The sequence below is a fragment of the Thioclava sp. 'Guangxiensis' genome (genome assembly GCF_045348365.1).
GTDB lineage: Bacteria > Pseudomonadota > Alphaproteobacteria > Rhodobacterales > Rhodobacteraceae > Thioclava > Thioclava kandeliae.
Map to the genome: position 1 here is coordinate 1,894,164 of NZ_CP155822.1, position 25,698 is coordinate 1,919,861.

The 25,698-nt window shown below is 63.0% G+C and carries 28 protein-coding genes and 3 tRNA genes; 15 read left to right on the forward strand and 16 right to left on the reverse strand.

What is annotated here, in order from left to right; all coding sequences use genetic code 11:
• Window positions 1-2: 2 nt before the first annotated feature.
• The 10 genes from ABEB22_RS09390 to ABEB22_RS09435 form a co-directional block, all read right to left on the reverse strand.
• Entirely contained in the window at window positions 3-797 is a 795-nt protein-coding gene (locus tag ABEB22_RS09390; protein ID WP_406870148.1) for an ABC transporter ATP-binding protein, read from the reverse strand.
• 128 nt (window positions 798-925) lie between these two features.
• A complete protein-coding gene (locus tag ABEB22_RS09395; RefSeq protein ID WP_339113155.1) occupies window positions 926-1,420 on the reverse strand; it encodes a TerB family tellurite resistance protein in 495 nt (164 codons plus the stop codon).
• Window positions 1,421-1,473: 53 nt separating this feature from the next.
• Window positions 1,474-1,788 (reverse strand): phosphoribosyl-ATP diphosphatase, encoded by a 315-nt coding sequence (locus tag ABEB22_RS09400; protein WP_339113154.1) that lies wholly within the window; start codon window positions 1,786-1,788, stop codon window positions 1,474-1,476.
• A complete protein-coding gene (gene hisF / locus ABEB22_RS09405) occupies window positions 1,785-2,546 on the reverse strand; it encodes an imidazole glycerol phosphate synthase subunit HisF (RefSeq protein WP_339113153.1) in 762 nt (253 codons plus the stop codon). Before hisF ends, ABEB22_RS09400 begins: the two co-directional genes overlap by 4 nt.
• Before the next feature lie 110 nt (window positions 2,547-2,656).
• On the reverse strand, window positions 2,657-3,376 hold the full coding sequence (hisA, locus tag ABEB22_RS09410) for a 1-(5-phosphoribosyl)-5-[(5-phosphoribosylamino)methylideneamino]imidazole-4-carboxamide isomerase (RefSeq protein ID WP_339113152.1): 720 nt from the start codon (window positions 3,374-3,376) through the stop codon (window positions 2,657-2,659).
• Between the two features lie 15 nt (window positions 3,377-3,391).
• Entirely contained in the window at window positions 3,392-4,030 is a 639-nt protein-coding gene (gene hisH, locus ABEB22_RS09415) for an imidazole glycerol phosphate synthase subunit HisH (protein WP_406870149.1), read from the reverse strand.
• A complete protein-coding gene (gene hisB, locus ABEB22_RS09420) occupies window positions 4,030-4,617 on the reverse strand; it encodes an imidazoleglycerol-phosphate dehydratase HisB (RefSeq protein WP_339113150.1) in 588 nt (195 codons plus the stop codon). The genes hisH and hisB overlap by 1 nt, the downstream gene beginning before the upstream one ends.
• A gap of 129 nt (window positions 4,618-4,746) precedes the next feature.
• Window positions 4,747-4,821: transfer RNA gene (locus tag ABEB22_RS09425), tRNA-Gly, on the reverse strand.
• 20 nt (window positions 4,822-4,841) lie between these two features.
• Window positions 4,842-4,916 (reverse strand) — tRNA-Gly (locus tag ABEB22_RS09430).
• A gap of 43 nt (window positions 4,917-4,959) precedes the next feature.
• Window positions 4,960-5,034 (reverse strand) — tRNA-Gly (locus ABEB22_RS09435).
• 332 nt (window positions 5,035-5,366) lie between these two features.
• On the opposite strand from ABEB22_RS09435, the gene ABEB22_RS09440 reads away from it, so the two are divergent.
• Window positions 5,367-5,564 (forward strand): CsbD family protein, encoded by a 198-nt coding sequence (locus tag ABEB22_RS09440; RefSeq protein ID WP_339113149.1) that lies wholly within the window; start codon window positions 5,367-5,369, stop codon window positions 5,562-5,564.
• Window positions 5,565-5,627: 63 nt separating this feature from the next.
• On the opposite strand, the gene ABEB22_RS09445 is transcribed toward ABEB22_RS09440, so the two are convergent.
• Complete coding sequence (locus tag ABEB22_RS09445) at window positions 5,628-9,062, reverse strand: pyruvate carboxylase (protein WP_406870150.1); 3,435 nt, start codon at window positions 9,060-9,062, stop codon at window positions 5,628-5,630.
• Window positions 9,063-9,290: 228 nt separating this feature from the next.
• Here ABEB22_RS09445 and ABEB22_RS09450 point away from each other — a divergent pair, with 228 nt between their 5' ends.
• Window positions 9,291-10,739, forward strand: coding sequence for a TrkH family potassium uptake protein (locus tag ABEB22_RS09450; RefSeq protein ID WP_339113147.1), 1,449 nt, complete (start codon window positions 9,291-9,293; stop codon window positions 10,737-10,739).
• Between the two features lie 87 nt (window positions 10,740-10,826).
• On the opposite strand, the gene ileS is transcribed toward ABEB22_RS09450, so the two are convergent.
• Together ileS and ilvC are read right to left on the reverse strand one after the other, a co-directional pair.
• Window positions 10,827-13,730, reverse strand: coding sequence for an isoleucine--tRNA ligase (ileS, locus tag ABEB22_RS09455; protein ID WP_406870151.1), 2,904 nt, complete (start codon window positions 13,728-13,730; stop codon window positions 10,827-10,829).
• 343 nt (window positions 13,731-14,073) lie between these two features.
• On the reverse strand, window positions 14,074-15,096 hold the full coding sequence (ilvC, locus tag ABEB22_RS09460; RefSeq protein ID WP_339113145.1) for a ketol-acid reductoisomerase: 1,023 nt from the start codon (window positions 15,094-15,096) through the stop codon (window positions 14,074-14,076).
• Between the two features lie 126 nt (window positions 15,097-15,222).
• Between ilvC and ABEB22_RS09465 the strand changes: the two genes are divergently transcribed.
• The 9 genes from ABEB22_RS09465 to ureC all read left to right on the forward strand — a co-directional run bounded on the left by ABEB22_RS09465 (window position 15,223) and on the right by ureC (window position 20,705).
• Window positions 15,223-15,681 (forward strand): Lrp/AsnC family transcriptional regulator, encoded by a 459-nt coding sequence (locus ABEB22_RS09465; protein WP_339113144.1) that lies wholly within the window; start codon window positions 15,223-15,225, stop codon window positions 15,679-15,681.
• On the forward strand, window positions 15,678-16,136 hold the full coding sequence (locus tag ABEB22_RS09470) for an Lrp/AsnC family transcriptional regulator (protein WP_350936973.1): 459 nt from the start codon (window positions 15,678-15,680) through the stop codon (window positions 16,134-16,136). The genes ABEB22_RS09465 and ABEB22_RS09470 overlap by 4 nt, the downstream gene beginning before the upstream one ends.
• Before the next feature lie 131 nt (window positions 16,137-16,267).
• A complete protein-coding gene (locus ABEB22_RS09475; RefSeq protein ID WP_406871143.1) occupies window positions 16,268-17,071 on the forward strand; it encodes an urease accessory protein UreD in 804 nt (267 codons plus the stop codon).
• 13 nt (window positions 17,072-17,084) lie between these two features.
• Window positions 17,085-17,387, forward strand: a complete 303-nt coding sequence (locus ABEB22_RS09480; protein ID WP_406870152.1) for an urease subunit gamma — start codon at window positions 17,085-17,087, stop codon at window positions 17,385-17,387.
• Window positions 17,388-17,402: 15 nt separating this feature from the next.
• Window positions 17,403-17,963 (forward strand): HupE/UreJ family protein, encoded by a 561-nt coding sequence (locus ABEB22_RS09485; protein WP_339113142.1) that lies wholly within the window; start codon window positions 17,403-17,405, stop codon window positions 17,961-17,963.
• A gap of 4 nt (window positions 17,964-17,967) precedes the next feature.
• Complete coding sequence (locus ABEB22_RS09490; protein WP_350936969.1) at window positions 17,968-18,273, forward strand: urease subunit beta; 306 nt, start codon at window positions 17,968-17,970, stop codon at window positions 18,271-18,273.
• 20 nt (window positions 18,274-18,293) lie between these two features.
• Window positions 18,294-18,608: a hypothetical protein gene (locus tag ABEB22_RS09495; RefSeq protein WP_406870153.1), complete on the forward strand. Its 315-nt coding sequence runs from the start codon at window positions 18,294-18,296 to the stop codon at window positions 18,606-18,608.
• Window positions 18,605-18,985, forward strand: a complete 381-nt coding sequence (locus ABEB22_RS09500; protein ID WP_406870154.1) for a lysozyme inhibitor LprI family protein — start codon at window positions 18,605-18,607, stop codon at window positions 18,983-18,985. Before ABEB22_RS09495 ends, ABEB22_RS09500 begins: the two co-directional genes overlap by 4 nt.
• A gap of 13 nt (window positions 18,986-18,998) precedes the next feature.
• Window positions 18,999-20,705, forward strand: coding sequence for an urease subunit alpha (gene ureC / locus ABEB22_RS09505; protein WP_406870155.1), 1,707 nt, complete (start codon window positions 18,999-19,001; stop codon window positions 20,703-20,705).
• 19 nt (window positions 20,706-20,724) lie between these two features.
• Here the strand turns inward: ureC and ABEB22_RS09510 are convergent, their stop codons facing one another.
• Window positions 20,725-21,087 carry a hypothetical protein gene (locus ABEB22_RS09510; protein WP_350936961.1) on the reverse strand — a complete coding sequence of 121 codons (363 nt, stop codon included), beginning with the start codon at window positions 21,085-21,087 and terminating at the stop codon, window positions 20,725-20,727.
• Between the two features lie 76 nt (window positions 21,088-21,163).
• On the opposite strand from ABEB22_RS09510, the gene ABEB22_RS09515 reads away from it, so the two are divergent.
• The 3 genes from ABEB22_RS09515 to ureG are packed head-to-tail and all read left to right on the forward strand — an operon-like array spanning window position 21,164 to window position 22,992.
• A complete protein-coding gene (locus ABEB22_RS09515; protein WP_350936958.1) occupies window positions 21,164-21,709 on the forward strand; it encodes an urease accessory protein UreE in 546 nt (181 codons plus the stop codon).
• Window positions 21,710-21,715: 6 nt separating this feature from the next.
• Window positions 21,716-22,354 (forward strand): urease accessory UreF family protein, encoded by a 639-nt coding sequence (locus tag ABEB22_RS09520; RefSeq protein ID WP_350936956.1) that lies wholly within the window; start codon window positions 21,716-21,718, stop codon window positions 22,352-22,354.
• Between the two features lie 14 nt (window positions 22,355-22,368).
• Complete coding sequence (ureG, locus tag ABEB22_RS09525) at window positions 22,369-22,992, forward strand: urease accessory protein UreG (RefSeq protein WP_339113134.1); 624 nt, start codon at window positions 22,369-22,371, stop codon at window positions 22,990-22,992.
• Here the strand turns inward: ureG and ABEB22_RS09530 are convergent, their stop codons facing one another.
• Window positions 22,993-24,198, reverse strand: coding sequence for a UbiH/UbiF family hydroxylase (locus tag ABEB22_RS09530; RefSeq protein ID WP_406870156.1), 1,206 nt, complete (start codon window positions 24,196-24,198; stop codon window positions 22,993-22,995).
• Between the two features lie 52 nt (window positions 24,199-24,250).
• Window positions 24,251-24,946, reverse strand: a complete 696-nt coding sequence (locus ABEB22_RS09535) for a pyrimidine 5'-nucleotidase (RefSeq protein WP_339113132.1) — start codon at window positions 24,944-24,946, stop codon at window positions 24,251-24,253.
• 109 nt (window positions 24,947-25,055) lie between these two features.
• On the opposite strand from ABEB22_RS09535, the gene ABEB22_RS09540 reads away from it, so the two are divergent.
• Window positions 25,056-25,694 (forward strand): GntR family transcriptional regulator, encoded by a 639-nt coding sequence (locus ABEB22_RS09540; protein ID WP_339113131.1) that lies wholly within the window; start codon window positions 25,056-25,058, stop codon window positions 25,692-25,694.
• Window positions 25,695-25,698 lie beyond the last annotated feature (4 nt).

Below are 25,698 nucleotides of genomic sequence, written 5' to 3' on the forward strand. Positions count from 1 at the left end.
GGTTATGCCGGCGCGGTGGCCGACAGGAACTGTTGCAGCCGCTCGGATCTGGGCGCGCCGAAGATCTCCTCGGGCGGTCCTTCCTCCAGCAATTTGCCCTGATGCAGGAACACGACATGGTCGGACACATCGCGGGCCAGCCGCATATCATGGGTCACCAGAATCATCGTGCGGTGCTCGGAGGCCAGTTCCTTGATGACCTTCACCACTTCCTGCTGCAATTCGGGGTCGAGCGCGGAGGTCGGCTCGTCGAGCAGAAGCGCCTCGGGCTGCATGCACAGCGCCCGCGCGATCGCCGCGCGTTGCTGCTGGCCCCCCGACAGCTGGGCGGGCCATGCGTCGCATTTATCGCCAATGCCGACCTTGGCCAGATAGTCCCGCGCCAGCGGCTCGACCTCCTTGGGGTCGCGCCCGAGCACGGTGACCGGCGCTTCCATGACATTCTGCAGGACGCTCATATGGGACCACAGATTAAACTGCTGAAACACCATCGAGAGATTCGTGCGCAGCCGCGTGACCTGGGCGCGGTCCGATGGACGCCGCGCAAGGCCCGTGCCGCGCCACCCTACGCTTTCACCCTTGAACAGGATTTCGCCCTTCTGGCTGTCTTCCAGAAGGTTGCAGCACCGCAGGAGAGTGGATTTGCCCGAGCCCGAGGATCCGATCAGGGAGACGACATCGCCCTGGTGTGCCTTGATTGAAACGCCCTTGAGAACTTCCAGCTCGCCGTAACTCTTGTAGAGATCACGGATTTCGATCACGGGTTCGGCACTGGAGGAACGGGTAGGAACTGTCACGGAGACCTTCTTTGGGTAGCATCTTTGCCCTAAAATGTAGCAAAGAGGCCCCATGAGGCAATCCCGTATCGACCGATTGGTCGAATTTTACCGGCCGGTCAGCCAAGCGCTCAAGATTTACGCGCCAATCACGCGCCCCAGGGGCCTTTGGTTTGGCCTGTAGAGGGGGCGTTCTCCGACAGGGCCGCGTGCCGCTCTTCCACCCGCTGACGGGCGAGGGCGGAATCAACATCGGTGATGCCCAGAAGTTTGGACGTCAGGCGGATCAGCGCGTCCTCATCGGCGTCGCGTTCTCCATCAGCCAGCGCAACCTCCCACAGTGCCTCGAGAATCGAAGCACGGTCGCCATAGGGAACTTTTTCCTTGAGCGCGCGGGTGAAGCGCACGGTATCGGGCGCCTGCGCCTCCAGCTCCTCGGCATCCTTGCGCAAAGCCCGGGCGTCTTCCGCCGAGAACCCGCGCCCGACGAGCACACGCCCGATCCGTTCGCGCTCTTCCTCGGTATAGGCCTCATCTGCACGGGCGAGCCGCACCAGAAGCGCGGCCAGCGCCAGCTCGCAATCATCGGTATTCAGCGGATCGGGTTCGGGGGCGGACAGGGCCGCGAGAAGCGATTTGAACATGGGTCTGATCCTATACCGGTTGCGCCAAGGGGCAAATCACGCCCCCGTCAGGCTCATTTGGGGCGCGCGGCCTTTTCGGCAATGCCAGAGGTGCCTTCGCGGCGCTCCAGCTCGGCAAACACATCGGCCAGCGTTACATCGCGCGCGGCCAGCATCACCATCAGATGGTAGAGCGTATCGGCCGCCTCCGAGGTCAGCCGCGCCTTGTCGCCCTTTACCGCCTCGATGATTGCCTCTACGGCTTCCTCGCCGAATTTCTCGGCGCATTTCTCGGGACCTTTGGCAAACAGTTTTGCCGTCCAGGAGGTTTCCGGATCGGCGCCCTTGCGTGAGGCAACGGTGTCGTAAAGTTTCTCGAGCGTGTTCATGCAAGCCTCATCGGAATACCGGCGCGCGCCATATGCTCTTTGGCCTCGCCAATCGTATAATCGCCAAAATGGAAGATCGAGGCCGCCAGCACCGCACTCGCGCCGCCCTTGGTCACCCCTTCCACCAGATGGTCCAGAGTGCCCACCCCGCCCGAGGCGATCACCGGCACATCCACCGCATCGGAAATGGCCTTCGTAAGCGGTAGATTGAACCCCGCCCGCGTGCCGTCCCGATCCATCGAGGTCAGGAGAATCTCGCCCGCGCCCTTGGCCGCCACCGTGCGGGCAAATTCCACCGCATCGATACCGGTGGGCTTGCGCCCTCCATGGGTGAAAATTTCCCAGCGGCCGGGCTCTACCGTCTTGGCGTCAATGGCGCAGACGATGCACTGGCTGCCGAAGCGGTCGGCCGAGGCCGCGATAACATCCGGATCATTGACGGCGGCCGAGTTGAACGAGACCTTATCGGCCCCTGCGAGCAGCAGCTTACGCACATCCTCATGGCTGCGCACGCCGCCGCCCACGGTCAGCGGCATGAAACACTGCTCGGCGGTGCGACGCACCAGATCATACATCGTGCCACGGTTCTCGTGGGTGGCATGGATATCCAGAAAGCACAGCTCGTCCGCGCCCGCCGCATCATAGGCTTTGGCCGCCTCCACAGGGTCGCCCGCATCCACCAGATTGACGAAATTGACGCCCTTCACCACGCGCCCGTCGGCCACGTCCAAACAGGGAATAATCCGCGTCTTCAGCATGTCTCGCGCTCCTTTCGCGCCATCTTGCAGCCCCTCGGATTTCCAGCGTCCGGAAATATCCCGGGGGTGAATTGGGCCCCTTTCCGGGGCCCAAGAGGGGGCAGAGCCCCTTAGCCTTTCAGGGCCGAAAGCGCACTCGAGAGATCCAGCGCACCATCATAGATCGCCCGCCCCGAGATCGCACCCGAGATCACGCCGGTATCGCGCAGCGCGACAAGATCCGCCAGCGACGAGACGCCGCCGGATGCGATCACGGGGATCGACACAGCGCGCGCCAGCGCCTCGGTCGCCTCGATATTCGGGCCGCCCATCGCGCCATCGCGCATGATATCGGTATAGATGATCGCGGCCACCCCCGCATCCTCGAAGCTCTTCGCCAGATCGGTGACCATCACATCGGTCTCCTCGGCCCAGCCCTTTGTCGCCACGCGGCCATTGCGCGCATCGATCCCCACAGCCACCTGGCCGGGGAAGGCTTTTGCCGCCTCGCGCACCAGATCGGGGTTTTCCACCGCCACGGTGCCGAGGATCACGCGCGAGAGGCCCTTCGACAGCCAGCGCTCGATGGTGGCCATATCGCGGATACCCCCACCCAGCTGGGCGGGGACCTTGATACGCGCAAGGATCGCCTCGACGGCTGCAGCATTCACCGGCTCGCCGGCAAAGGCGCCGTTGAGGTCCACCAGATGCACCCATTCGCAGCCTGCGGCCTCGAATTTCGCGGCCTGTGCGGCCGGGTCATCGCCAAAGACGGTGGCCTTGTCCATGTCACCATGAAGAAGGCGCACGCATTGGCCGTCTTTGAGGTCGATGGCGGGATAGAGGATCATGGTCGTCTCCGGTAGTTACGGCTTCCAGCCGAGGAAATTGGCAATGATACGCAGGCCGGTGGCCTGGCTTTTCTCGGGATGGAACTGGGTGCCGATGATATTGTCGCGCCCAACGATCGCCGTCACATCGCCCGCATAATCCACATGTGCCAGCCGGTGTGCCGGATCCTCGACGCGGAAATGGTAGCTATGGACGAAATAGGCGTGATCGCCGGTCTTCACGCCGTCGAAGACAGGATGCGCATGATCGATCACCAGATCGTTCCAGCCCATATGCGGCACCTTCAGCGCGGTATCTGCAGGGGTGATCTTCACCACCTCGCCCGGGATCCAGCCAAAGCCTTGGGTCTCGCTGAATTCCAGCCCGCGGGTCGCCAGCATCTGCATGCCGATACAGATCCCCATGAAGGGTTTGCCAGCGGTAACGCCCTCCGAGATCACCTCGTAAAGCCCCGTGAAATGGCTCAGCGCCGCGCGGCAGGACGGAAACGCCCCGTCACCCGGCAGCACGATACGGTCGGCTTTGGCCACCACATCGGGGTCCGAAGTCACGACGATCGTGCCCGCATCGGTCTCGCGCGCCATCCGCTCGAAGGCTTTCTGCGCCGAATGCAGGTTGCCGCTATCGTAATCGACAAGTGCGGTCAGGGTCATCACAGCGCCCCTTTGGTCGAGGGCAGAGAGCTTGCCATGCGCGGGTCGGTTTCGACCGCCATGCGCAGGGCGCGCGCGACCGATTTGAAGGCGGCTTCGGCGATATGGTGGCTGTTGATACCATGCACCAGATCGACATGCAGCGTGACCCCGCCATGGGTCGAGAGCCCTTGGAAGAACTCGCGCACCAACTCGGTGTCGAATGTGCCGATCTTGGCGGTCGGGAAGGGCAGGTTCCACACCAGATAGGGGCGGGCCGAGAGATCGAGCGCCGCACGCACCTGCGTGTCATCCATTGCCAGCGCGAAATGGCCGTAGCGGTTGATGCCCTTCTTGTCGCCCAGAGCCTGCGTCAGCGCCTGACCCAATGCTATCCCCACATCCTCGACCGTGTGGTGATCATCGATGTGATAATCGCCCTTGGCGCGGATCGTCATGTCGATCAGCGAGTGCCGCGAAAGCTGGTCCAGCATATGGTCGAAGAAGCCGACGCCGGTCTGGTTGTCATAGACACCGGTGCCGTCCAGATCGACGGTGACCTCGATCGCGGTCTCATGGGTCTTGCGGGTGATGGTCGCCTTGCGCATGGGCCTGTCCCTTGTTGTCTTGGGGGCCTTATAGGGCGGGGGATCGGTCCTTGCCAAGGGGCGAGCGGAACCATGGCGGATAGGAATGGCGCAAAAACAAAAAACCTCCCGCGAGGGAGGTCTTTTGATTGGAGCGGGCGAGGCGATTCGAACGCCCGACCCTAACCTTGGCAAGGTTATGCTCTACCCCTGAGCTACGCCCGCACCGAGCTATGTTGTTGTCGTGGAGCGGGCGAGGCGATTCGAACGCCCGACCCTAACCTTGGCAAGGTTATGCTCTACCCCTGAGCTACGCCCGCACTTCACGACAAAACCTCTTACGAGGCTGGGTATTCACCGAATTGGAGCGGGCGAGGCGATTCGAACGCCCGACCCTAACCTTGGCAAGGTTATGCTCTACCCCTGAGCTACGCCCGCACCGTTTCGGTGAGGGGCGATTTAAGGGATAGAGCTGGACCCTGCAAGAGGAAAAAACCGGAATTATGATTTTTCTTTCCGATGCCTATCGCTCGGGTGAAGCCAGACAGGGAAATACACCAGAAGGCCGGGGGGGTTACATCGTGCAGCCACCGCTGCCCGCCGGATCGGGCGGGGAAATTCGTGTTTGCGCGCCGAATCGTGCGGTGATCCCGCAGCGCCCTGATCAGGGTGGCGCATCAGAAGTGGGCAGGCCCCGGCGGAACCGTATCACGGCTTCGACGTTATCCCAGTGAACCGCGCAAGATGCGCGAGATTACGGAGGTACTGCTATGAATACCGATATGATCCAAGGCAAATGGAAAGAGCTTTCCGGATCGGTCAAGGCCCAGTGGGGCAAGCTGACCGACGACGAGATCACGCAGGCCGAAGGCGACCGTGAGAAGCTCGAAGGGCTGATCCAGCAGAAATACGGCAAGACCAAAGAGGAAGCGAAAACCGAAGTCGACAAGTTCTTCGACAAGCTCTGAGTATCGCTTCCCCGCTGTTTTGCGAGAGAAAATGAAGAAGGGCGCCTTGCGGCGCCCTTTTTGTTATTCCAGCTCGATCAGCAGGTCCTTGGCGTCAATCTGCGCGCCGGGTGTGACATGCACGGCCTTCACCGTGGCCGCACGATCGGCCGATAGACCTGTCTCCATCTTCATCGCCTCGATGGTCAGCAGCTGGTCACCCGGATTGACCTTCTGGCCCGCGCTGACCGCAATGGAGGCGACAACCCCCGGCATGGGTGCGCCGATATGGTTCGGATTACCCGCATCGGCCTTGGGCGCGGCCTTGGTGGCCGCTTTCACGGCACGGTTGGGCACGCGCACCGCACGCGGCTGGCCGTTGAGTTCGAAGAAGACCTTTACATCGCCTTTCTCGTCGGTTTCGCTGGCCGTCTGATAGCGGATCTCCATCGTCTTGCCCGCGCCGATCTCGACCGAGATCTCGTCGGCGGGTTCCATCCCGTAGAAGAAGACGGGCGTGGGCAGCGCGCGCACGGGACCATAGGTCTCGTGGCGGCGGGCATAATCGGTGAAGACCTTGGGATACATCAGATAGGCGGCGAGATCCTCGTCATCAATCTCCTTGCCATCCAGCTCCTCGGAAACCTTGGCGCGGGTGTCCTCGAGATCGACCGCGGGCAGATGCGCACCGGGACGCTCCGTCGAGGCGCGCTCGTCCTTGAGCACTTTTTTCGAGATCGCTTCCGGCCAGCCTCCGGGCGGCTGGCCCAGATTGCCGCGCAGCATGTCCACCACAGAATCGGGGAAGGACATCTCGCGCTTGGGATCGAGCACATCGGACTTGGTCAGCCCCTGCGCCACCATCATCAGCGCCATATCGCCCACGACCTTGGAGGAGGGGGTCACCTTCACGATATCGCCGAAGATCTGGTTGGCATCGGCATAGGCCTGCGCCACCTCGTGCCAGCGTTCCTCGAGGCCGAGCGAACGGGCCTGCGCCTTGAGGTTGGTGAACTGGCCGCCGGGCATCTCGTGCAGATAGACCTCCGATGCGGGGGCCTGCATGCCTGATTCAAAAGCCGCATACTGGGTGCGCACGGCTTCCCAATAGTTCGACATCCGGCGGATGGTCTCGATATCCAGGCCCGTGTCGCGCGGGGTATGGCGCAGAGCCTCCACGATCGAGCCCAGACAGGGCTGCGATGTGCCGCCCGAGAAGGCATCCATCGCCGCATCGACCGCATCCACTCCGGCCTCTGCCGCCGCCAGAATGGTCGCACCGGCAACGCCCGAGGTGTCATGGGTGTGGAAGTGGATCGGCAGGCCGACCTCTTCCTTCAGTGCCTTCACCAGCATTCCGGCCTGTGTGGGCTTGAGAAGCCCCGCCATATCCTTGAGCCCCAGAACATGGGCACCAGCGGCCTCAAGCTGTTTGGCCATGCCGACATAGTATTTCAGGTCATATTTCGAGCGCGCCGGATCCAGCAGATCGCCGGTATAGCAGATCGTGCCTTCGCAGACCTTGTTCGCCTCGATCACCGCATCCATCGCGACGCGCATATTCTCGACCCAGTTGAGGCTGTCGAAGACGCGGAAGACATCCACGCCCGAGGTGGCGGCCTGTTTCACGAAGAACTGCACGACATTATCGGGGTAGTTGGTATAGCCCACACCGTTAGAGGCGCGCAGCAGCATCTGCGTCATCACGTTGGGCATGGCGGCACGGATGTCGCGCAGGCGTTGCCACGGGCATTCCTGCAAGAACCGATAGGCCACGTCAAACGTCGCACCGCCCCAGCATTCGACCGAGAAGAGGTCGCCCAGATTGGCCGCATAGACGGGGGCCGCCTTGATCATATCGATCGAGCGCATGCGCGTCGCCAGCAGCGACTGGTGGCCATCGCGCATGGTGGTATCGGTCAGCAGCAGCTTCGTCTGCGCCTTCATCCAGTCCGCCACGGCCTGCGGGCCTTGGTCCTCCAGCAGATTACGGGTGCCGGGCTTTACCGTGCCGTCAAGCTGCGGCACGACAGGGGGCTTGGCATCGGCTGGCGGCTTGGCGCGGCCTGCCGTCTCGGGATGGCCGTTGACGGTGATATCGGCAATGTAGTTCAGGATCTTGGTGCCACGGTCGGCGCGGGATTTGAAATCGAACAGGTCCGGCGTCGTATCGATGAATTTCGTCGTGTAGCTCATATCCAGGAAGGTCGGATGTTTGAGCAGGTTGATGACGAAATCGATATTGGTGGACACACCGCGCACGCGGAATTCGCGCAGGGCACGGTCCATCCGCGCGATTGCCTGTTCGGGCGTCGCGGCGCGTGCGGTGACCTTCACCAGAAGGCTGTCATAATAGCGGGTGATCACGCCACCCGCATAGGCCGTGCCGCCATCCAGACGGATGCCGTTACCGGTGGCCGAACGATAGGCCTGAATGCGGCCATAATCGGGGATGAAGTTGTTCTGCGGATCCTCGGTGGTCACGCGGCACTGCATCGCATGGCCCAGAAGGTGCACGCCCTCCTGCGCCGCCACGCCGGTCGCTTCCGCCAGCGTCGCGCCTTCGGCGATGCGGATCTGGCTCTGCACGATATCGATGCCGGTCACCTCCTCGGTGACGGTATGTTCCACCTGCACGCGCGGATTGACCTCGATAAAGTAGAACTCCTGGCTGTCCATATCCATCAGGAACTCGACCGTGCCCGCATTCTGGTAGCCCACCGCCTGACCGATCTTCAGGGCCAGCTGGCAGACCTCCTCGCGCTGGGCGTCCGAGAGATAGGGGGCAGGGGCGCGCTCGACGACCTTCTGGTTGCGGCGCTGCACGGTGCAGTCGCGTTCATAGAGGTGATAGAGCCCGCCATGGGTATCGCCCAGAAGCTGCACCTCGACATGGCGCGCGCGCAGGATCATCTTCTCGAGATATCCCTCGCCATTACCGAAGGCGGCCTCGGCCTCACGACGGCCCTCGCGGACCTTCTCGACCAGTTCCTCGGGGCCATTGATCGGACGCATGCCGCGCCCGCCACCGCCCCACGAGGCTTTGAGCATCAACGGATAGCCGATTTCGGCGGCCTCTGCCTTGATCGCATCGAAATCATCGCCCAGCACCTCGGTCGCGGGGATGACCGGCACACCGGCCTTGATCGCCACGCGGCGTGCGGAGGCCTTGTCGCCCAGCGCACGCATCGTCTCGGCCTTGGGGCCGATGAAGGTGATGCCGTTCTTCGCACAGGCCTCGACGAAATCGGGATTCTCGGAGAGAAGGCCGTAGCCCGGATGGATCGCATCCGCCCCCGACAGCTTTGCCACACGGATGATCTCGTCGATGGCGAGATAGGCACCCACAGGGCTGAGGCCGCGGCCGATCTGATAGGCCTCATCGGCTTTGAACCGGTGCAGGCCCAGCTTGTCCTCCTCGGCATAGACGGCGACCGTCTTCTTGCCGAGCTCATTGGCTGCACGCATAACACGAATGGCAATCTCGCCACGGTTGGCGACAAGGATCTTCTCGAACATAGCGCCTTACTCCTCCTACTCTTCCTTATGGCTAGCCTAGCGGTGCCGCGCTGCGGCGCAAGTGTGGAGGCTTTGAGAATATGCAAAACCGGAGAGTTTTATTTACCAAAACGACCAGTTTTTGCAGGCCTGGCGTGAACTGCCGAAATTTGCATCCAAAACACCGCGTCTCATGGCGGGAGCGGCCAGCCTATTGACAGCACGCGCGCTTCGGGCAAAGCAGAGGCCATGACGGATTTGCGCCCGGTGGGCTATATCATTGGTCTTCTGATTACCGCGCTGGGCATCTTCATGCTGATTCCGGCTGCGCTGGATCTGTATCGCGGCGACCCCAACTGGCAGGCCTTCACCGAGAGCGCGATGATCTGTGTGATCGTCGGCGGGCTACTGGCGCTGGCGGCCCATGACAGTCTGGGGCAGGTGCTGGATCTGCGGCAGAGCTTCGTGCTGACCAGCGGTGTCTGGGTGGCGCTGCCGGCAATGGGGGCGCTGCCTTTCATGATCGGGGCGCCGCATCTCTCGTTCACAGATGCCTATTTCGAGGCGATGTCGGGGATGACGACGACAGGCACCACGGTTATCCCAAAGCTCGACGATCTGCCCCATTCGGCCAATCTCTGGCGGGCGATCCTACAATGGCTCGGGGGGCTCGGGATCATCATCGTCGCGATGATCTTCTTGCCGGTGATGAAGGTCGGGGGCATGCAGTTCTTCCGCTCCGAGGGTTTCGATACGCTGGGAAAGGTGCTGCCGCGCGCCCGCGAGATTTCCCGCGCGCTGATCCGTATCTATCTGGGGCTGTCGGTGCTCTGCTGCGGGGCGTTCATGCTGTCGGGGATGAGCTTCTATGATGCCATCCTGCATTCGCTGACCACCATCTCCACAGGCGGTTTTTCCAGCGAGGACAAGAGCTTCGGTGCGTTCCTCGGGGCACCCGAATATGTGGCCTCGGTCTTCATGCTACTGGCGGCGATGCCGTTCATCCGTTTCGTGCAGCTGGTGAAAGGCGATGCCGGTCCGATCTGGCGTGATCCTCAGGTGCGCGCCTTCCTTCGCTGGCATCTCTACGCGATCCTGATCATCGTCATCTACCGCCTGTTCCGCCACGAGGATCCGTTCTGGCCGACGCTGCGCGAGACGATTTTCAACGTCGTCTCGACCTTCACCGGCACGGGCTATTCCTCGGTCGATGTTACCCAATGGGGGCATCTGGCTTTTGTCATCCTGATCGTTGTCGGGCTGATTGGGGGCTGCACCGCCTCGACGGGCTGTTCGGTCAAGGTCTTCCGCTATCTGATCCTGATCGAGTCGATCAAGGCACAGGTGCGCCGCCTCTATAGTCCGCATCGGGTGACGCTGATCCGCTATGACGGGCATCCCGTGACGGAAGATGTGGTCAACTCGGTGATGGCGTTCTTCTCCTTCTTCATTCTCAGCTTCGGCCTGCTGATCGTTGCACTGGCACTGACCGGGCTCGAAACACGCACGGCGGTTACCGCTGCATGGACGGCGATCGCCAATGTCGGGCCATGTTGGGGGCCGGAGGTGTCGGCCAACGGTTCAATCGTAAGCTTCCCCGAAACTGCCAAATGGCTGATGTCCTTTGGCATGTTTCTCGGTCGGCTGGAGCTTCTGTCGGTGCTGGTGCTGTTCCTGCCGCGATTCTGGCGGGCGTGAGCCGGAGCTGATCGGGCCTGTTCCAAGGCAGCAACGAAAAACGGCGCCCCGATCGGGGCGCCGTTTTGTTTTGCCATACAGCCCGATTTAGCCGAGCGCATCGTTGCAGCGTTTGCAGGTATGGGCGTGCTGGTGCGTGCCGACATCCGGCAGGATGCGCCAGCAACGTTCGCATTTCTCGCCCTCGGCCATCTCGAAGACCACGGCCACACCCGCCACATCGGGCAGGCGGAAGGCCTCGGCAGGGGCCGCATCCGCCGTCAGCGTGATGCCGGAGGTGATGCACAGATCCTCGAAGGGCACTGTTTTCAGCACGTCCAAAAGCTCCGCATCCTCCACATGCACAACGGGTGCCGCCTCGAGCGAGGCACCGATCACCTTGTCGCGGCGCTGCACCTCGAGGGCTGCGGTCACGGCACGGCGGGCACGGCGGATCGCCTCCCATTTCTGGGCCAGTGCGGCATTGCGCCACTCGGCAGGCGTCTCGGGGAAGTCCTCGAGATGGACCGAGGCCTCCGCACCCTCAAAGCGCGACAGCCAGACATCTTCCATCGTAAATGGCAGGATCGGCGCGAGCCATGTGGTCAGGCGATGGAACAGGATATCCATCACCGTGCGGGCGGCACGGCGGCGGGTGCTGTCTGCCGGGTCGCAATAGAGCGCGTCCTTGCGGATGTCGAAATGGAAGGCCGACAGCTCGATCGTGCAGAAGGTGAAGAGCTTCTGGAACACGGACTGGAAGTTGAAGGCGCGGTAATCTGCCTGGATTTCCGTGTCGAGCTCCGCCAGACGGTGCAGGATGAAGCGCTCGAGCTCGGGCATTTCCGAAACATCCAGACGCTCGCTCTCGTCGAAATCCTTCAGCGCGCCGAGCATATAGCGCAGCGTGTTGCGCAGGCGGCGATAGCTATCAGCCACGCCCTTGAGGATTTTCGGACCGATCCGCTGGTCGGCGGTGTAATCGGCCTGTGCCACCCACAGACGCAGGATATCGGCGCCATATTCCGAGATTACCTCTTGCGGCGCGACGGTGTTGCCGATGGATTTGGACATTTTCATGCCCTTCTCATCCAGCGTGAACCCATGGGTGACCACATTGCGATAGGGCGCACGGCCCTTGGTGGCCGAGGCCTGCAGGAGCGAGGAATGGAACCAGCCACGGTGCTGGTCGGTGCCTTCCAGATAGACATCCGCGATGCCATCGGGGGTGCCATCCTCGCGGTCGCGCAGCACGAAGGCATGGGTGGACCCAGAGTCGAACCATACATCCAGCACGTCGAAGACCTGATTGTAGTCCTCGGGGTTCACGATGCCATCGAGCACGCGGGCTTTGAAGCCCTCTTCATACCAGACATCGGCGCCTTTTTCCTCGAAGGCTGCGGTGATGCGGGCATTCACTTCCGCATTGCGCAGCAGGAAGTCCTCGGCATCGGGTTTGGCGCCGACCTTGGTGAAGCAGGTGAGCGGCACGCCCCAGGCGCGCTGACGCGACAGAACCCAGTCGGGGCGCGTCTCGATCATCGAATGCAGGCGGTTTTTGCCGCGCTCGGGGGTGAAGGTCACCAGTTCCTCGATGGATTTCAGCGCGCGCTGACGGATGGTGTCACCATAGGTGCCCATGCCGTCCTCCATCTTCGCATCGATCGCGGCAAACCATTGCGGCGTGTTGCGATAGATCAGCGGCGCTTTCGAGCGCCAGCTATGCGGATAGCTGTGCTTCAGCTTGCCCTTGGACAGCAGCGCACCAGCATAGGCCAGCTGCTTGATGTTTTCCACATTGGCGGGCCCGTCCTTGCCATCATCGGCCACGATCTTCATGCCGGCAAAGAGCGGCAGATCAGAGCGATAGGAGCCATCGGCCTCGATGTTATAGGTCATCTTGAGGCCGAATTTCAGGCCCAGCTGATAGTCGTCATCACCATGCGACGGCGCGGTATGGACAAAGCCCGTGCCCGCATCATCGGTCACATGATCGCCCGGCAGCATGGGGACATCGTAATCCCACTCGCCATTGGCGCCTTCGACACCCGCATAGGGGTGGTTGAGGATTACGCCCTCGAATTCCGAAGTCGCCACATCGCGGATGCGCGAATAGCCCTCGACCTTGGCGGAATTCATCACATCATCGGCCAGCTTGTCGGCCAGCACGATCAGCTCGCCCGCTTCCGCCGTGGATTTTTCGGCGGGAATATCCACACGGTAGAGGCCGTAGGACATGGACGGGCCATAGGCCACTGCGCGGTTTTGCGGGATGGTCCAGGGCGTGGTGGTCCAGATCACGACCGAAGCGCCGTCCAGCACATCGGCCTTGGGCTTGAAGCGGACCCAGATCATGTGGCTCGTGTGGTCGTGATATTCGACCTCTGCCTCGGCCAGCGCGGTCTTCTCGACCGGCGACCACATCACGGGTTTCGAGCCCTGATAGAGCGTGCCATTCATCAGGAAGGTCATGAACTCTTCCGCGATCACGCGCTCGGCGTGGAAATTCATGGTCAGGTAGGGGTCGTCCCAATTCCCGTAAACGCCAAGGCGCTTGAATTCCTCGCGCTGGATATCGACCCAGCCTTCGGCAAACTTGCGGCATTCCTGACGGAAGTCGATGACCGGAACCTCGTCCTTGTCCTTGCCGGCCTTGCGGTATTGCTCCTCGATCTTCCATTCGATCGGCAGGCCGTGGCAATCCCAGCCCGGAACATAGCGCGCGTCATGGCCCATCATCTGGTGCGAACGGGTGATGATGTCCTTGATCACCTTGTTCAGCGCGTGGCCGATATGGAGATGCCCGTTGGCATAGGGAGGGCCGTCATGCAGCGTGAAGGGGGTGCGGCCCCGGGCTTTTTCGCGCAGCCGGTCATAGATGCCGATCTTCGCCCAACGCTCGAGCCATTCGGGCTCGCGCAGGGGTAGGCCCGCGCGCATCGGGAAATCGGTTTCGGGCAGGAAGACGGTATCGTGGTAATCGACGGATTTGTCGGTCGTGTCGGCACACATAGGGAGCATATCCTTGGAAGGGGATCGGTCGGGCGGCGCAGTGCCTGCCCGTCATCTGGCACACATCACCCGGCTACCCTGACGCGTCAGAGCGCCGGGCCGGTAATTCGCAGGATGTGGTCACAAAATGTCATGGGGGCCTTATAGGCGGGCCGGAGGGGCTGGGCAAGCGAATGCTTGCGGAGCGCGTCCCGATAGGGGGCTTATTTGTGGCGCGGTCGCAGGGGCGCTGCCCCTCTTGGCGCTTCGCGCCAATTCACCCCGGGATATTTGGAGACGCTGGAAGGCGGAAAGGAAAAAGGCACCCCGGAGGGTGCCTTCCTTCAGGTCGGGTCGGACGCGATCAGTTGCGCGCTTTGTCGACCAGCTTGCCTTTGCCGATCCAGGGCATCATCTCGCGCAGTTTCGCACCGGTCTGTTCGATCGGGTGCTCGTCATTGGCGCGGCGCGACGCTTTGAGGGTCGGTTGACCGACCGAGTTTTCGAGCATGAAGTCACGCACGAATTTGCCGGTCTGGATGTCCGTGAGGACGGCTTTCATGCGGGCTTTGGTTTCCTCGTAGGGGAGGATGCGCGGGCCCGAGACATATTGGCCGTATTCGGCGGTGTTCGAGATCGAGTAATCCATGGTGGCGATACCGCCCTCATAGATCAGGTCGACGATCAGTTTCACTTCGTGCAGGCACTCGAAATAGGCCATTTCCGGCTCGTAGCCTGCCTCGACGAGGGTCTCGAAGCCGCAACGGATCAGTTCGACCAGACCGCCGCAGAGAACGGCTTGCTCGCCGAAGAGGTCGGTTTCGCATTCCTGACGGAAATTGGTCTCGATGATGCCCGAGCGGCCGCCACCGATGGCCGAGCAATAGGACAGCGCGATGTCTTGCGCGCGGCCGGTTGCGTCGGTTTCGACTGCGAAGAGGCAGGGCACGCCGCCGCCTTTGACGTATTCGCCACGCACGGTGTGGCCCGGACCTTTGGGCGCCATCATGATGACATCGACGCCGGCTTTCGGCTCGATCAGGCCGAAATGCACGTTCAGGCCGTGGGCAAAGGCAATCGCTGCACCTTCGCGCAGGTTGTCATGCACATATTTCTTGTAGGTTTCGGCCTGCAGTTCGTCGGGCATGGCGAACATGATAACATCGGCCCAAGCAGCGGCTTCGGCGATGCCCATGACGGCCAGACCTTCTGCTTCGGCTTTCTTGGCCGAGGGCGAGCCTTCGCGCAGCGCGATGGCAAGGTTTTTTGCGCCCGAGTCGCGCAGGTTCAGCGCATGGGCGTGGCCCTGGCTGCCATAGCCGAGAATAGCAACTTTGAGATCCTTGATCAGGTTCACATCGCAGTCGCGATCATAGAATACACGCATGTTCTTTCCTCCACTTGCGGTTAGGGCCACAATACAGGCTCAGACAAAAATTCCCATGACGATCGGAATAAAATATGCGCAATATCGAAATTGTAATTCGTAATTTTCGATCTGGATGAAATATTCATGCAACTTGATGATGTGGATCGGCGGATCTTGCGCCATCTGATGGCCGATCCGGCGCAGAGCAATGCCGATCTGGCCGAGCGGGCGGGGCTGACCACGGCCACCTGTTGGCGCCGGATCGAGAAGATGCAGGCCGAGGGGGTGTTGCAGGGGCGGCAGGCGATCATCAACTGGCGGGCCTTGGGGTGGGAGGTCGAAGTGTCCTTGCGCTTCACGCTCGACAAGACAAATCCGCGGGCTTTCGACCAGTTTCTGGAGGCCGCCCGTAAGGTGCCCGAGGTGATCGAGATCCAGACCTTTCTTGGCCAGACCGATGTGCGGCTCAATGTGATTGCCCGTGACATGGCGCATTACCAGCAGATCTACCGCTCCCAGATCCTGTCCCTGCCGCATATCCAGGAGACCGACGCGCTGATGCTGATTTCCAAGGTGAAGGATAGCACGGAGTTGCCGCTATGATCGCGCTCGACGATATCGATCGTCAGATCCTGCGCGCGCTGGCCGAGGATGGAACGTTGAATGCAGGTGCTCTGGGGCGGCGGCTCGGGATGTCGCAGCCCTCCGCATGGCGGCGGGTGAAGCGGTTGCAGGATGCCGGCGTGCTGGCGGGCACGCGGGCGGTGATCGACCGTGCGGCGGTGGGCTTTGGCGTGACGGTGTTTCTGGGAATCAAGCTCGCCACGCGAGGCCGCGTTAGCCTCGAGGATTTCGAGCGCGCGGCAGGGGCGATTCCGGAGGTGCAGGTGATCCAGCACGTTCTGGGCCAGTTCGATTACCGGTTGCAGGTGACCGCCCGTGACATTCCCGATTTCGAGCGGGTGCTCCGGCGGCGGATCATGACGCTTCCGGCGGTTGGTCATGTCGAAGCGAATGTGATGCTCTCCGAGGAGCGCCGTCTCGGACCGCTCGGGTAGTGCCCAAAAATACGCCGTTTGGTTACTTTATGAACATTCCGCCTCAATGATAGGGAAAATCAGGCTCTTGGCTTGGGGGCAGCATGGACCTCGGGCATAAATACCGAGAAGAGGCGGGGAAAGGACGCATGATGTTTGATCACAAGAATTCCCCGCAGATGCAGCGCAGCCATGGCGATGCCGCCGTGCGCTTTGAGGCCGGTCGGCTGAAAGGGCTGCGCCAGCGCGGCTCGGCCAAGGCGCAGCTGCCGCGTGTGGGGGCGGTGCCGGAGGTGGTGTTTCTCAATACCTCGGGTGGTCTGACCTCGGGCGATACCTTATCCTATGCGCTTGATATCGAAGGAGGCCGCGTGGTGGCCACCACCCAGGCGGCCGAGCGCGCCTACCGTGCCGATGACGGTGCGGCCACCGTGCGGGTAACGCACAGGGTGGGGGCGGGCAGCTGGCTTGATTGGGTGCCGCAGGAGACAATCCTGTTCGACCGCTCCCATATCGACCGGCACACGGTGATCGATCTGGCGCCTGATGCGGGCTGCCTGATGCTGGAGGCCGTGGTGCTGGGGCGCCATGCGATGGGCGAGATCGTCGGCACGTTGGGCCTACGCGACCGGCGCGAGATCCGCCGTGCGGGAAGGCCTGTGATGATCGAGCCCTTTGTGATGGGCACCGCCGAGCTCGGACACCGTGGCGCGTTACTGGGCGATGCCCGTGCCTTTGCCACGATGGTGATGTGCTGTCAGGGCGCCGAGGATGCGGTTAGCCGCGTGCGGGATGTGCTTGACGAGGAGGGCGTCGAAGCGGCAGCCTCCGGTTTTGATGGCAAGGTGATCATGCGGTGTATCGCCAGAGATGGCTGGCCGCTACGCAAACAATTGCTGCGGGTGATGGCGGTATTGCGGGGCAATGTGCCCGCACCGCGCGTCTGGCAGATTTAGGAAGAGGGATAAGATGAACCTGACCCCGAGGGAAAAGGAAAAGCTGATGGTCAGCCTTGCCGCCATGGTGGCGCGCGGGCGGCTGGAGCGTGGTGTGAAGCTCAACCATCCCGAGGCGATCGCGATCATTTCGGATTTCGTGATCGAGGGCGCGCGCGCGGGCCGGTCGGTGGCCGAGCTGATGGAAACCGGCGCCGAGGTGATCACCCGTGAACAATGTATGGAGGGCATCCCCGAGATGATCCATTCCATTCAGGTCGAGGCAACATTCCCCGATGGCACGAAACTCGTGACCGTCCACCACCCTATTCGCTGATACCGAGGAACTCCCATGAAACATCTCAAGAAAACCATCGCCGCCGCCGCCCTTCTGCCGAGCGTTGCCATGGCGCATCCGGGCCATGAGGCCGGCACCGTTATGGCTGGTATCGCGCACCCGCTGAGCGGGGCTGACCATATTCTGGCGATGGTGGCCATTGGTCTGATGGCCGTGCAACTGGGTGGCCGTGCGCTCTGGGCTGTGCCTGCGGGCTTTGTGGGCTCCATGCTGGTCGGTGCCACCATGGGCGCGCATGGCGTGCCGTTCTTCTCGGTCGAGCCGCTGATCCTTGCCTCGATCATCGTTCTGGGCGCGATCGTGGCGCTCTCGGCACGTCTGCCGGTGGCCGCACTGGTGCCGATGGTGGCGCTCTTTGGCATGGCGCATGGCTGGGCACATGGGGCGGAAGGTCCGGCGCATGGGATGGCGGCCTATTTCGCGGGCTTTACGCTCGCCACTGCCGGTCTGCATGTGGCGGGGATGGTCTTCGGCCGTGTGATCCACCGCTTCGCGCTGCGCGGTCTGGGAGTGGCGACGGCTGCGGCCGGTCTCGCGCTGGCTTTCGCGGGGTAAGCACATGATCCCCGGTGAAATCCTTCCCGCCGCTGGCGAGATCACGCTGAATGAGGGGCTGACCCCTGTCACCCTCCTGGTGGCCAATACCGGCGACCGTCCGATCCAGGTCGGTAGCCATTACCATTTTGCCGAGACCAATCCGGGTCTGCAATTCGACCGCGAGGCTGCGCGCGGCTACCGGCTGGATATCGCGGCGGGCACCGCCGTGCGCTTCGAGCCGGGCCAGTCGCGCGAGGTCACGCTGGTGCCCTATCGCGGTGCGCGCGAGGTCTGGGGCTTCAACCAGAAGGTCATGGGCAAACTGTAACCCCCCCGAAGGAGGACGCCATGTCGCCAGTTACCGCCTATCGTTTGTGGTTCGAATATGCCCGTATGGTGGGCGAGGCGCAGATGGTGATCGCCATGCGCGTGGCCGGAATGGCCGGTTTCTGGTCGATGGCGCCCTCCGAGATGACCCGCATGGTGGCCGAGAAACAGAAGGCTGCCGTGGAAAGCCTGACCAAGGCCACGCAGGCCGCGGCATCGGGCAAGCCGCCCGAGACCGTCGTCCATGCCGCCTTGCGCCCTGTGGCGCGGCGCACACGGGCCAATGTGAAACGTCTGGCCAAGCGTGGCCCCTCTGTTCCGGGGAAGAAAAGATGAAACTTGTTCTTCCGGTGGTTCTCGGCCTTTCGCTTGCGGGCTTCGGGGGAGCGCCGGTCTGGGCGCTCGACTGCGATGCCCCCGGGACGCAGGCCGAGATGACCGCTTGCGCAGGGCAGGACTACGCGGCCGCCGATGCGGAGCTGAACGCCGCCTATGCCGAGGCTCGCACGCGCGCGCACGAGCGTGGCGCGGCTCAGGCCGAGGCGCTGTTACAGGCGCAGCGGGCATGGATCGCCTATCGCGATGCCGCCTGCATGGCCGAGGGGCTGGAATATGACGGTGGCTCGATGCAGCCGATGGCCGTGGCCATGTGCAAGACAGAACTGACCAAGCGTCGCAGCGAGGACCTGCGCCGCCTTTACAACGCTATGTGAGGGGAGGCCCGAGATGCCCGCCAAGATTTCCCGCGCGACCTATGCCGATATGTTCGGCCCGACCACCGGCGACCGCGTGCGCCTTGCCGATACCGATCTGATCATCGAGGTCGAACGCGACCTGACCACCTATGGCGAGGAGGTCAAATTCGGTGGCGGCAAGGTGATCCGCGACGGTATGGGCCAGAGCCAGATCACCCGCGCAGGCGGGGCAGTCGATACCGTGATCACCAATGCGCTGATCGTTGACCATTCCGGCATCTACAAGGCCGATGTCGCGCTGCGCGATGGCCGTATCCATGCGATTGGCAAGGCCGGGAACCCCGACACCCAGCCGGGCGTGGATATCATCATCGGTCCGGGCACCGAGGTGATCGCGGGCGAGGGGCGTATCCTGACCGCAGGCGGCATGGATGCGCATATCCATTTCATCTGTCCCCAGCAGATCGAGGATGCGCTGGCCTCGGGCATCACCACCATGCTGGGCGGCGGCACTGGCCCCGCACATGGGACGCTGGCCACCACCTGCACGCCCGGCCCGTGGCATATCTCGCGGATGCTGCAGTCCTTTGACGCCTTCCCGATGAATCTCGCGCTCTCGGGTAAGGGCAATGCCTCGCGCCCCGAGGCGCTGGTCGAGATGGTCAATGCCGGTGCTTCGGCCATGAAGCTGCATGAGGATTGGGGCACAACGCCCGCCGCCATCGACTGCTGCCTTTCGGTGGCCGACGATATGGATGTGCAGGTGATGATCCATACCGATACGCTCAACGAGTCAGGCTTTGTCGAGAACACCTTGGCCGCGATCAATGGCCGCACGATCCACGCCTTCCATACCGAGGGCGCGGGCGGTGGCCACGCGCCCGATATCCTGCGCGTGGTGGGCGAGGAGAACGTGATCCCGTCCTCCACCAACCCGACGCGGCCCTATACCGGCAATACGGTGGAAGAGCATCTGGATATGCTGATGGTCTGCCACCACCTCGATAACAAGGTGCCCGAGGATGTGGCCTTTGCCGAAAGCCGTATCCGCAAGGAGACGATCGCGGCGGAAGATATCCTGCATGACATGGGCGCGATGTCGATCATCAGCTCGGACAGTCAGGCGATGGGCCGTGTGGGCGAGGTCATCATCCGCTGCTGGCAGACCGCCGACAAGATGAAGAAACAGCGCGGCCGTCTGGCCGAGGAAACCGGCGATAACGACAATGCCCGCGTCAAACGCTTCATTGCGAAATACACGATCAACCCTGCGATCTGCCACGGGATCTCGCAACATATCGGCTCGATCGAGGTCGGCAAACGCGCCGATCTTGTGCTGTGGAACCCCGCCTTCTTCGGGGCGAAACCCGAGATGGTGCTGATGGGCGGCATGATCGTTTCGGCGCAGATGGGCGACCCGAACGGCTCGATCCCCGCGCAGCCCTTCTACACCCGCAACATGTTCGGCGCCTATGGCGGCGCGCTCGGGGCGTCGGCTGTGACGTTTGTCTCTCAGGCGGCCGAGGCCAATGGTGTGGCGGCCAAGCTGGGGCTGCAGAAGCAGGTTCTGGCGGTAAAAGGCACGCGCGGGATCGGCAAGGCGGATATGATCCACAATGCCGCACGTCCCAAGATCGAGGTGCATCCCGAAACCTACGAGGTGCGGGCGGATGGCGAGTTGCTGACCTGCGAGCCGGCCTCCGAGCTGCCGCTGGCACAGCGCTACTTCCTGTATTGAGATGATCCGCCCGCGGCCCTCAACTGGCGTTATGGCGCCGGAACAGGATCTTCTGGGGTGCGGGCGGCTCTATCTTGGCGAGTTCGGGCAGATGGCTGAGCGCATCCACCTTGGATTTGCGACGCAGGCGGATCGAGCGGGTAATCTTCTCGCGGGTATAGGACGGGTTCTTGCGGATCTCGTCGGGCAGAAGCCGCGGATCGAAGATCCGCTCGCGGCAGGTGAACAGCTCGACCTTGTGCCATTGGCCGATGCGCGGCATATCGGCCTGCGCCAGCCATGCCTCGCGCAACTCGGCCTCGCGCTGGCGCAGCCGCTGGATCTGGATCCGGATCTGCGCAAGCTCGTCTGCAGGCGACATCGGGGCGCGGGGGTCGGGCATGATGGCTCTCTCTGTTTCATCCTTAAGGCGAGCATCTCCCGATAATGGTAAAGACCTATCTAATAACGAGGCGAATATGAGCGAAAAAATCATCTCTTCCACCATCGAGCCCGCAGGCCACTGGGACAAAGCCGATGGACAGGTGGCGCTCGATTACGAGGGCCGCTTCCTGCGCCGCAAGAAACTGGTGACGGTGACGGGCGAGGGCTTTCTGGTCGATCTGCCCGAGGTCACCAATCTGCGCGGTGGCGAGGCATTTGTCCTCTCGGATGGTCGCCGGATCGAGGTGACCTGCGCCGAGGAGCCGGTGCTGGTGGTCACCGGCGATCTCGCGCGGCTGGCATGGCATATCGGTAACCGTCACACGCCCTGCCAGATCGAGGCAGACCGTCTGGTGATCCGGCAGGATCATGTGCTCGAGGCGATGCTGAAACAACTCGGGGCGGATGTCGTGCAGGCCGTTGCTCCCTTTGCCCCCGAAAGTGGTGCCTATGGTATGGGCCGGACGATGGGGCACGAGCATGGCCATAGCCACGACCATGGGCATTCCCATGACCACGATCACGGCCACGATCACGGGCATAGTCATGGTCACCACCATCACGACCACAGCCACGGGTAGGCCTGTATGACCGCCTCCGCTCTTCTGTCGCTCGTCCAGTGGATGTCTCCGGCCTTTCCGACCGGTGCCTTCGCCTATAGCCACGGGCTCGAGCAGGCGATTTCTGCAGGTGAGGTCCGTGACGAGGTGGGGCTGCGCCTGTGGCTTTCCGATATCCTCTCACATGGGGCGGGGTGGAATGATGCCGTCCTGCTGGCCCGCGGGCTGGCGGGGCAGGACGCGGACGATCTGGATGCCACGGCGCGCGCGCTTGCGGCCAGTGCCGAACGCCTGCGCGAGACGCTCGATCAGGGCACGGCCTTTGCCCGTGCGCAGGCGCAGATGATGGGTGGGGAGGATCCGGAGGAGATCGCGCTGCCGGTTGCGGTGGCGCAGGCGGCGCGCGCATTGGATCTGCCGCGCGAGGAGATTATCGCGGTTTTCCTGCATGGCTTCGCCTCGAATCTTGTGTCCTGCGCGGTTCGCTTCGTGCCGCTCGGGCAGGCGCAGGGGCAGCGGGTGCTTGCGGCCCTGCATGACGATATTTCACGGATCAGTGCCCGCGCGGCCCATGCCGGTCTGGATGATCTGGCAGGAGCCGCGTTCCGCGCCGATCTGGGATCGATGCTGCACGAAACGCTGGATGTGCGCATCTTCAAGACCTGAAAAAGGAGAGAACCATGGCAAACGGACCTTTGCGCGTCGGCATTGGCGGCCCAGTGGGCGTGGGCAAGACGACCCTGACCGAACAGCTCTGCCGCGCGCTGGCGGGGCGCTGCTCGATGGCGGTGGTGACCAATGACATCTATACCCGCGAGGATGCCGAGGCGCTGATGCGGGCGCAGGTTCTGCCCGCCGAGCGTATCCGCGGCGTCGAGACGGGGGGCTGCCCGCACACGGCGATCCGTGAGGATGCCTCGATCAATCTGGCCGCGATCGCCGATCTCAACAAGGCCTTCCCCGATCTGGATCTGGTGCTGATCGAATCGGGCGGGGACAATCTGGCCGCGACCTTCAGCCCCGAGCTGGCCGATCTGACGATCTATGTGATCGACACGGCGGCGGGGCAGGATATTCCGCGCAAGCGGGGGCCGGGGGTGACGCGTTCGGATATGCTGGTGGTCAACAAGACCGACCTCGCGCCCTATGTGAGTGTCGATCCGGTGCTTCTGGAAAGCGACACGCAAAAGGCCCGCGGCGCGCGGCCCTATGTGATGGCGCAGCTGAAGGCGGGTAAGGGCGTGCCCGAGATCGTGGCGTTTCTCGAAGAGGAAGGGGGGCTCGCGCTCAGCGAACCCGCCTGATCATTTCAGGCCCAGACCCGCGCGCATCATCAGACGGCGCACGGGTTTGAGCCCGTAAATCGCGCCGAGCGCGCCCGCCCGCAGATCGCGCAGCGGGCGCGGGGCCAGCATGGAGGCGCGGTTCAGCAGGTCGATCCCCGCAATCCGCGCCCGGATTTCGGGCCAGCGGGCGCGGTGATAGGCGGTCAGCATCTCGGTGCTGCCCAGATCGGCCTCGTATTTGCGGCACAGATCCAGCAGGCAGCGGATATCGGCGAGGCTCATATTCAGCCCCTGCGCACCGATGGGCGGCATAACATGGGCGGCTTCGGCAATCAGCGCCACGCGCTCGCCAGCCAGCCGCTCGGCATGCTGCATCCGCATCGGCCAGACCGCACGGCGGGTGACCAGCGTCAGCGGGCCGAGGATACCGGTCGAACGCTCGAACATCTCCGCCTCGAACGCGTCTTTCTCGAGCGTGGCCAGGCGGTCGGCCTCCGCACCACGTTCCATCCAGACGATTGCCGAGCAGTGCTGCCCGTCGCGGTCGGGGAGCGGCACCAGCGTGAACGGCCCGCCCGAGCGGTGGACTTCGGTCGAGACATTCTCATGCGGGATGGGATGGGTTACGGCAAAGGCCAGTGCCTTCTGACCATAGCGGTGGATCTTGGCCGGAATGCCCGCCGCCTGCCGGATGAAGCTGTCACGCCCGTCAGCGCCGATCACCAGCTTCGCCTGAACATGGGTGCCATCCGACAGGGTGACGCGCGCCTCGTTGCGGCGGGTCACGAGGCCGGTGGTGGCCACGCCCGCGCGGAAATCGACATTGGGCAGCTCTTCGAGACGGGCGACCATCTCGCGGCGCAAGAGCCAGTTGGGCAGGTTCCAGCCGAAGGGCTGATCCGAGATGTCGGCGGCATCGAAATCACGCGTAAGCCGCGCCACGGGGGTGTCGCCACCGGCATCGACAATGCGCATGATCTGCAATGCGGCGGCATGGGGGGCAAGCCGCGCCCAGAGCCCCGCCTCCTCGAGCACCTCGACGGCGGGCTGGAGGAAGGCGGTCGAACGCATATCGGCCCCTGCCGCCGCACCATCGGTCACGGGCGGCGCAGGATCGACGCAGATGACATGCAAGCCCGCCGAACCGAACGCGCAGGCGGCGGTCAGGCCCGCCACGCCACCACCCGAAATCAGGATGTCGGTCTGGGTCGGTTCTGCGGTCATGGCAAGGATCTTTCTGTGAAGCGGTCTTGGCGCAATTATAGCGCGGCGGTCGTCAAAGGCCAGATCCGCCGGCCTTTGCAAGCGCCGTCAGGAAGCCGCTTAGGTCATTTGTGTGATGGCCGATATGATCTGCCTCAAGCGCCTCGGGAGCGACATGGACCGTCTGCATTCCCAGACCATGCGGCACCTCGAGATTGCGGGCATCATCCTCGAACATCGCGCCTTTCGCGGGGGTGATGCCGGCCTTGGCAAAGACCATCTCGAAGGCCTCGGCGCGGGGTTTGGGATGGAAATCGGCATGTTCGACGCCGTAGATCCCGTCAAACAGCCCGCTCAACCCGCGTGCGGCCAGCACCTGTTCGGCATAGGGGGCCGAGCCGTTGGTATAGATGATCTTGCGTCCGGGCAGGGCGCGGATGCCTGCGGCCAGCGCCGGATCGGGCAGAAGCGCGTCGAAGGAGATATCATGGACCTCGTGCAGGAAAGGCACCGGATCGATACCATGCTCGTGCATCAGCCCCGCAAGCGTGGTGCCGTAAAGGGCCCAGTAATGGCTGCGCAGATGATTGGCGCGGGCCGCATCGACCTTCAGGGTGCGCATCACATAATCCGCCATCTTCACCTCGATCTGCGCGAAGAGCGCAGCTTCGGGCGGGTAAAGCGTGTTGTCGAGATCGAAGACCCAGTCGGTGACATGGCCGAAGGCACTGGTGTCGATGGCGGCGGGGAGGGGGGATGCGTGGCTCATAGCCGATGCTTAGCGCGGTTCGGGACGGAGTGTAAATGTCGCACTTCTTGTGCTTGTCACAGCGGGCGCTGGCTCCTAAGGTCTCCCGACCAGATATGCGAGCCAGATAATGCAAAAAGACGCCTACACGCTGATCCTCGAAGCGATCGACGCCGGAACCTACAAGCCGGGCGACCGGCTGGTGGAATCGGAACTCGCCGAGCGGCTGGGCGTATCGCGCACGCCGGTGCGCGAGGCGCTGCAGCGGCTCGAGACGCAATCCATGTTGGCGCGCGACGGGCGCTCGCTGATCGTGGCCTCGCTCGATCACAACCAGTTGGCCGAGCTCTATACTGTGCGCGCCGAGCTGGAGGCACTGGCCGCCCGTCTGGCCGCCCGCCATGCCGCGCCCGAAGAAGTGCGGGTGATGCAGTCGATGATCGAGGAAGATCATCAGAAGCTGGGCGATCCGATCGCGCTGAGCCGTGCCAACAAGCGGTTCCACCGGCAGATCCATCTGGCCTCGCATAACCGCTATCTGGTGCAGCAGCTCGATCTCGTGCACCGGTCCATGGCGCTTCTGGCGACCACGTCGCTGGCGGCGGAGGGCCGTGGCGAGGTCGCTCTGGCCGAGCATCAGCGAATCGTCGATGCGATAGCGGCAGGCGACGAGGACGAGGCGGGGGCCGCATTGCGGGCCCATATCTCGGAGGCCTTCGTCACCCGGCTCCAGAGCGATGCCCGCGCTCACGGTGGTCAACCCTCCTGATCGC

Coding starts and splice junctions, on each gene's coding strand:
- ABEB22_RS09395 (WP_339113155.1), bottom strand. CDS start 1,420: ATGTTCAAATCGCTTCTCGCGGCCCTGTCCGCCCCCGAACCCGATCCG.
- ABEB22_RS09400 (WP_339113154.1), bottom strand. CDS start 1,788: ATGAACACGCTCGAGAAACTTTACGACACCGTTGCCTCACGCAAGGGC.
- hisF (WP_339113153.1), bottom strand. CDS start 2,546: ATGCTGAAGACGCGGATTATTCCCTGTTTGGACGTGGCCGACGGGCGC.
- hisA (WP_339113152.1), bottom strand. CDS start 3,376: ATGATCCTCTATCCCGCCATCGACCTCAAAGACGGCCAATGCGTGCGC.
- hisH (WP_406870149.1), bottom strand. CDS start 4,030: ATGACCCTGACCGCACTTGTCGATTACGATAGCGGCAACCTGCATTCG.
- hisB (WP_339113150.1), bottom strand. CDS start 4,617: ATGCGCAAGGCGACCATCACCCGCAAGACCCATGAGACCGCGATCGAG.
- ABEB22_RS09440 (WP_339113149.1), top strand. CDS start 5,367: ATGAATACCGATATGATCCAAGGCAAATGGAAAGAGCTTTCCGGATCG.
- ABEB22_RS09445 (WP_406870150.1), bottom strand. CDS start 9,062: ATGTTCGAGAAGATCCTTGTCGCCAACCGTGGCGAGATTGCCATTCGT.
- ABEB22_RS09450 (WP_339113147.1), top strand. CDS start 9,291: ATGACGGATTTGCGCCCGGTGGGCTATATCATTGGTCTTCTGATTACC.
- ileS (WP_406870151.1), bottom strand. CDS start 13,730: ATGTGTGCCGACACGACCGACAAATCCGTCGATTACCACGATACCGTC.
- ilvC (WP_339113145.1), bottom strand. CDS start 15,096: ATGCGTGTATTCTATGATCGCGACTGCGATGTGAACCTGATCAAGGAT.
- ABEB22_RS09465 (WP_339113144.1), top strand. CDS start 15,223: ATGCAACTTGATGATGTGGATCGGCGGATCTTGCGCCATCTGATGGCC.
- ABEB22_RS09470 (WP_350936973.1), top strand. CDS start 15,678: ATGATCGCGCTCGACGATATCGATCGTCAGATCCTGCGCGCGCTGGCC.
- ABEB22_RS09475 (WP_406871143.1), top strand. CDS start 16,268: ATGTTTGATCACAAGAATTCCCCGCAGATGCAGCGCAGCCATGGCGAT.
- ABEB22_RS09480 (WP_406870152.1), top strand. CDS start 17,085: ATGAACCTGACCCCGAGGGAAAAGGAAAAGCTGATGGTCAGCCTTGCC.
- ABEB22_RS09485 (WP_339113142.1), top strand. CDS start 17,403: ATGAAACATCTCAAGAAAACCATCGCCGCCGCCGCCCTTCTGCCGAGC.
- ABEB22_RS09490 (WP_350936969.1), top strand. CDS start 17,968: ATGATCCCCGGTGAAATCCTTCCCGCCGCTGGCGAGATCACGCTGAAT.
- ABEB22_RS09495 (WP_406870153.1), top strand. CDS start 18,294: ATGTCGCCAGTTACCGCCTATCGTTTGTGGTTCGAATATGCCCGTATG.
- ABEB22_RS09500 (WP_406870154.1), top strand. CDS start 18,605: ATGAAACTTGTTCTTCCGGTGGTTCTCGGCCTTTCGCTTGCGGGCTTC.
- ureC (WP_406870155.1), top strand. CDS start 18,999: ATGCCCGCCAAGATTTCCCGCGCGACCTATGCCGATATGTTCGGCCCG.
- ABEB22_RS09510 (WP_350936961.1), bottom strand. CDS start 21,087: ATGCCCGACCCCCGCGCCCCGATGTCGCCTGCAGACGAGCTTGCGCAG.
- ABEB22_RS09515 (WP_350936958.1), top strand. CDS start 21,164: ATGAGCGAAAAAATCATCTCTTCCACCATCGAGCCCGCAGGCCACTGG.
- ABEB22_RS09520 (WP_350936956.1), top strand. CDS start 21,716: ATGACCGCCTCCGCTCTTCTGTCGCTCGTCCAGTGGATGTCTCCGGCC.
- ureG (WP_339113134.1), top strand. CDS start 22,369: ATGGCAAACGGACCTTTGCGCGTCGGCATTGGCGGCCCAGTGGGCGTG.
- ABEB22_RS09530 (WP_406870156.1), bottom strand. CDS start 24,198: ATGACCGCAGAACCGACCCAGACCGACATCCTGATTTCGGGTGGTGGC.
- ABEB22_RS09535 (WP_339113132.1), bottom strand. CDS start 24,946: ATGAGCCACGCATCCCCCCTCCCCGCCGCCATCGACACCAGTGCCTTC.
- ABEB22_RS09540 (WP_339113131.1), top strand. CDS start 25,056: ATGCAAAAAGACGCCTACACGCTGATCCTCGAAGCGATCGACGCCGGA.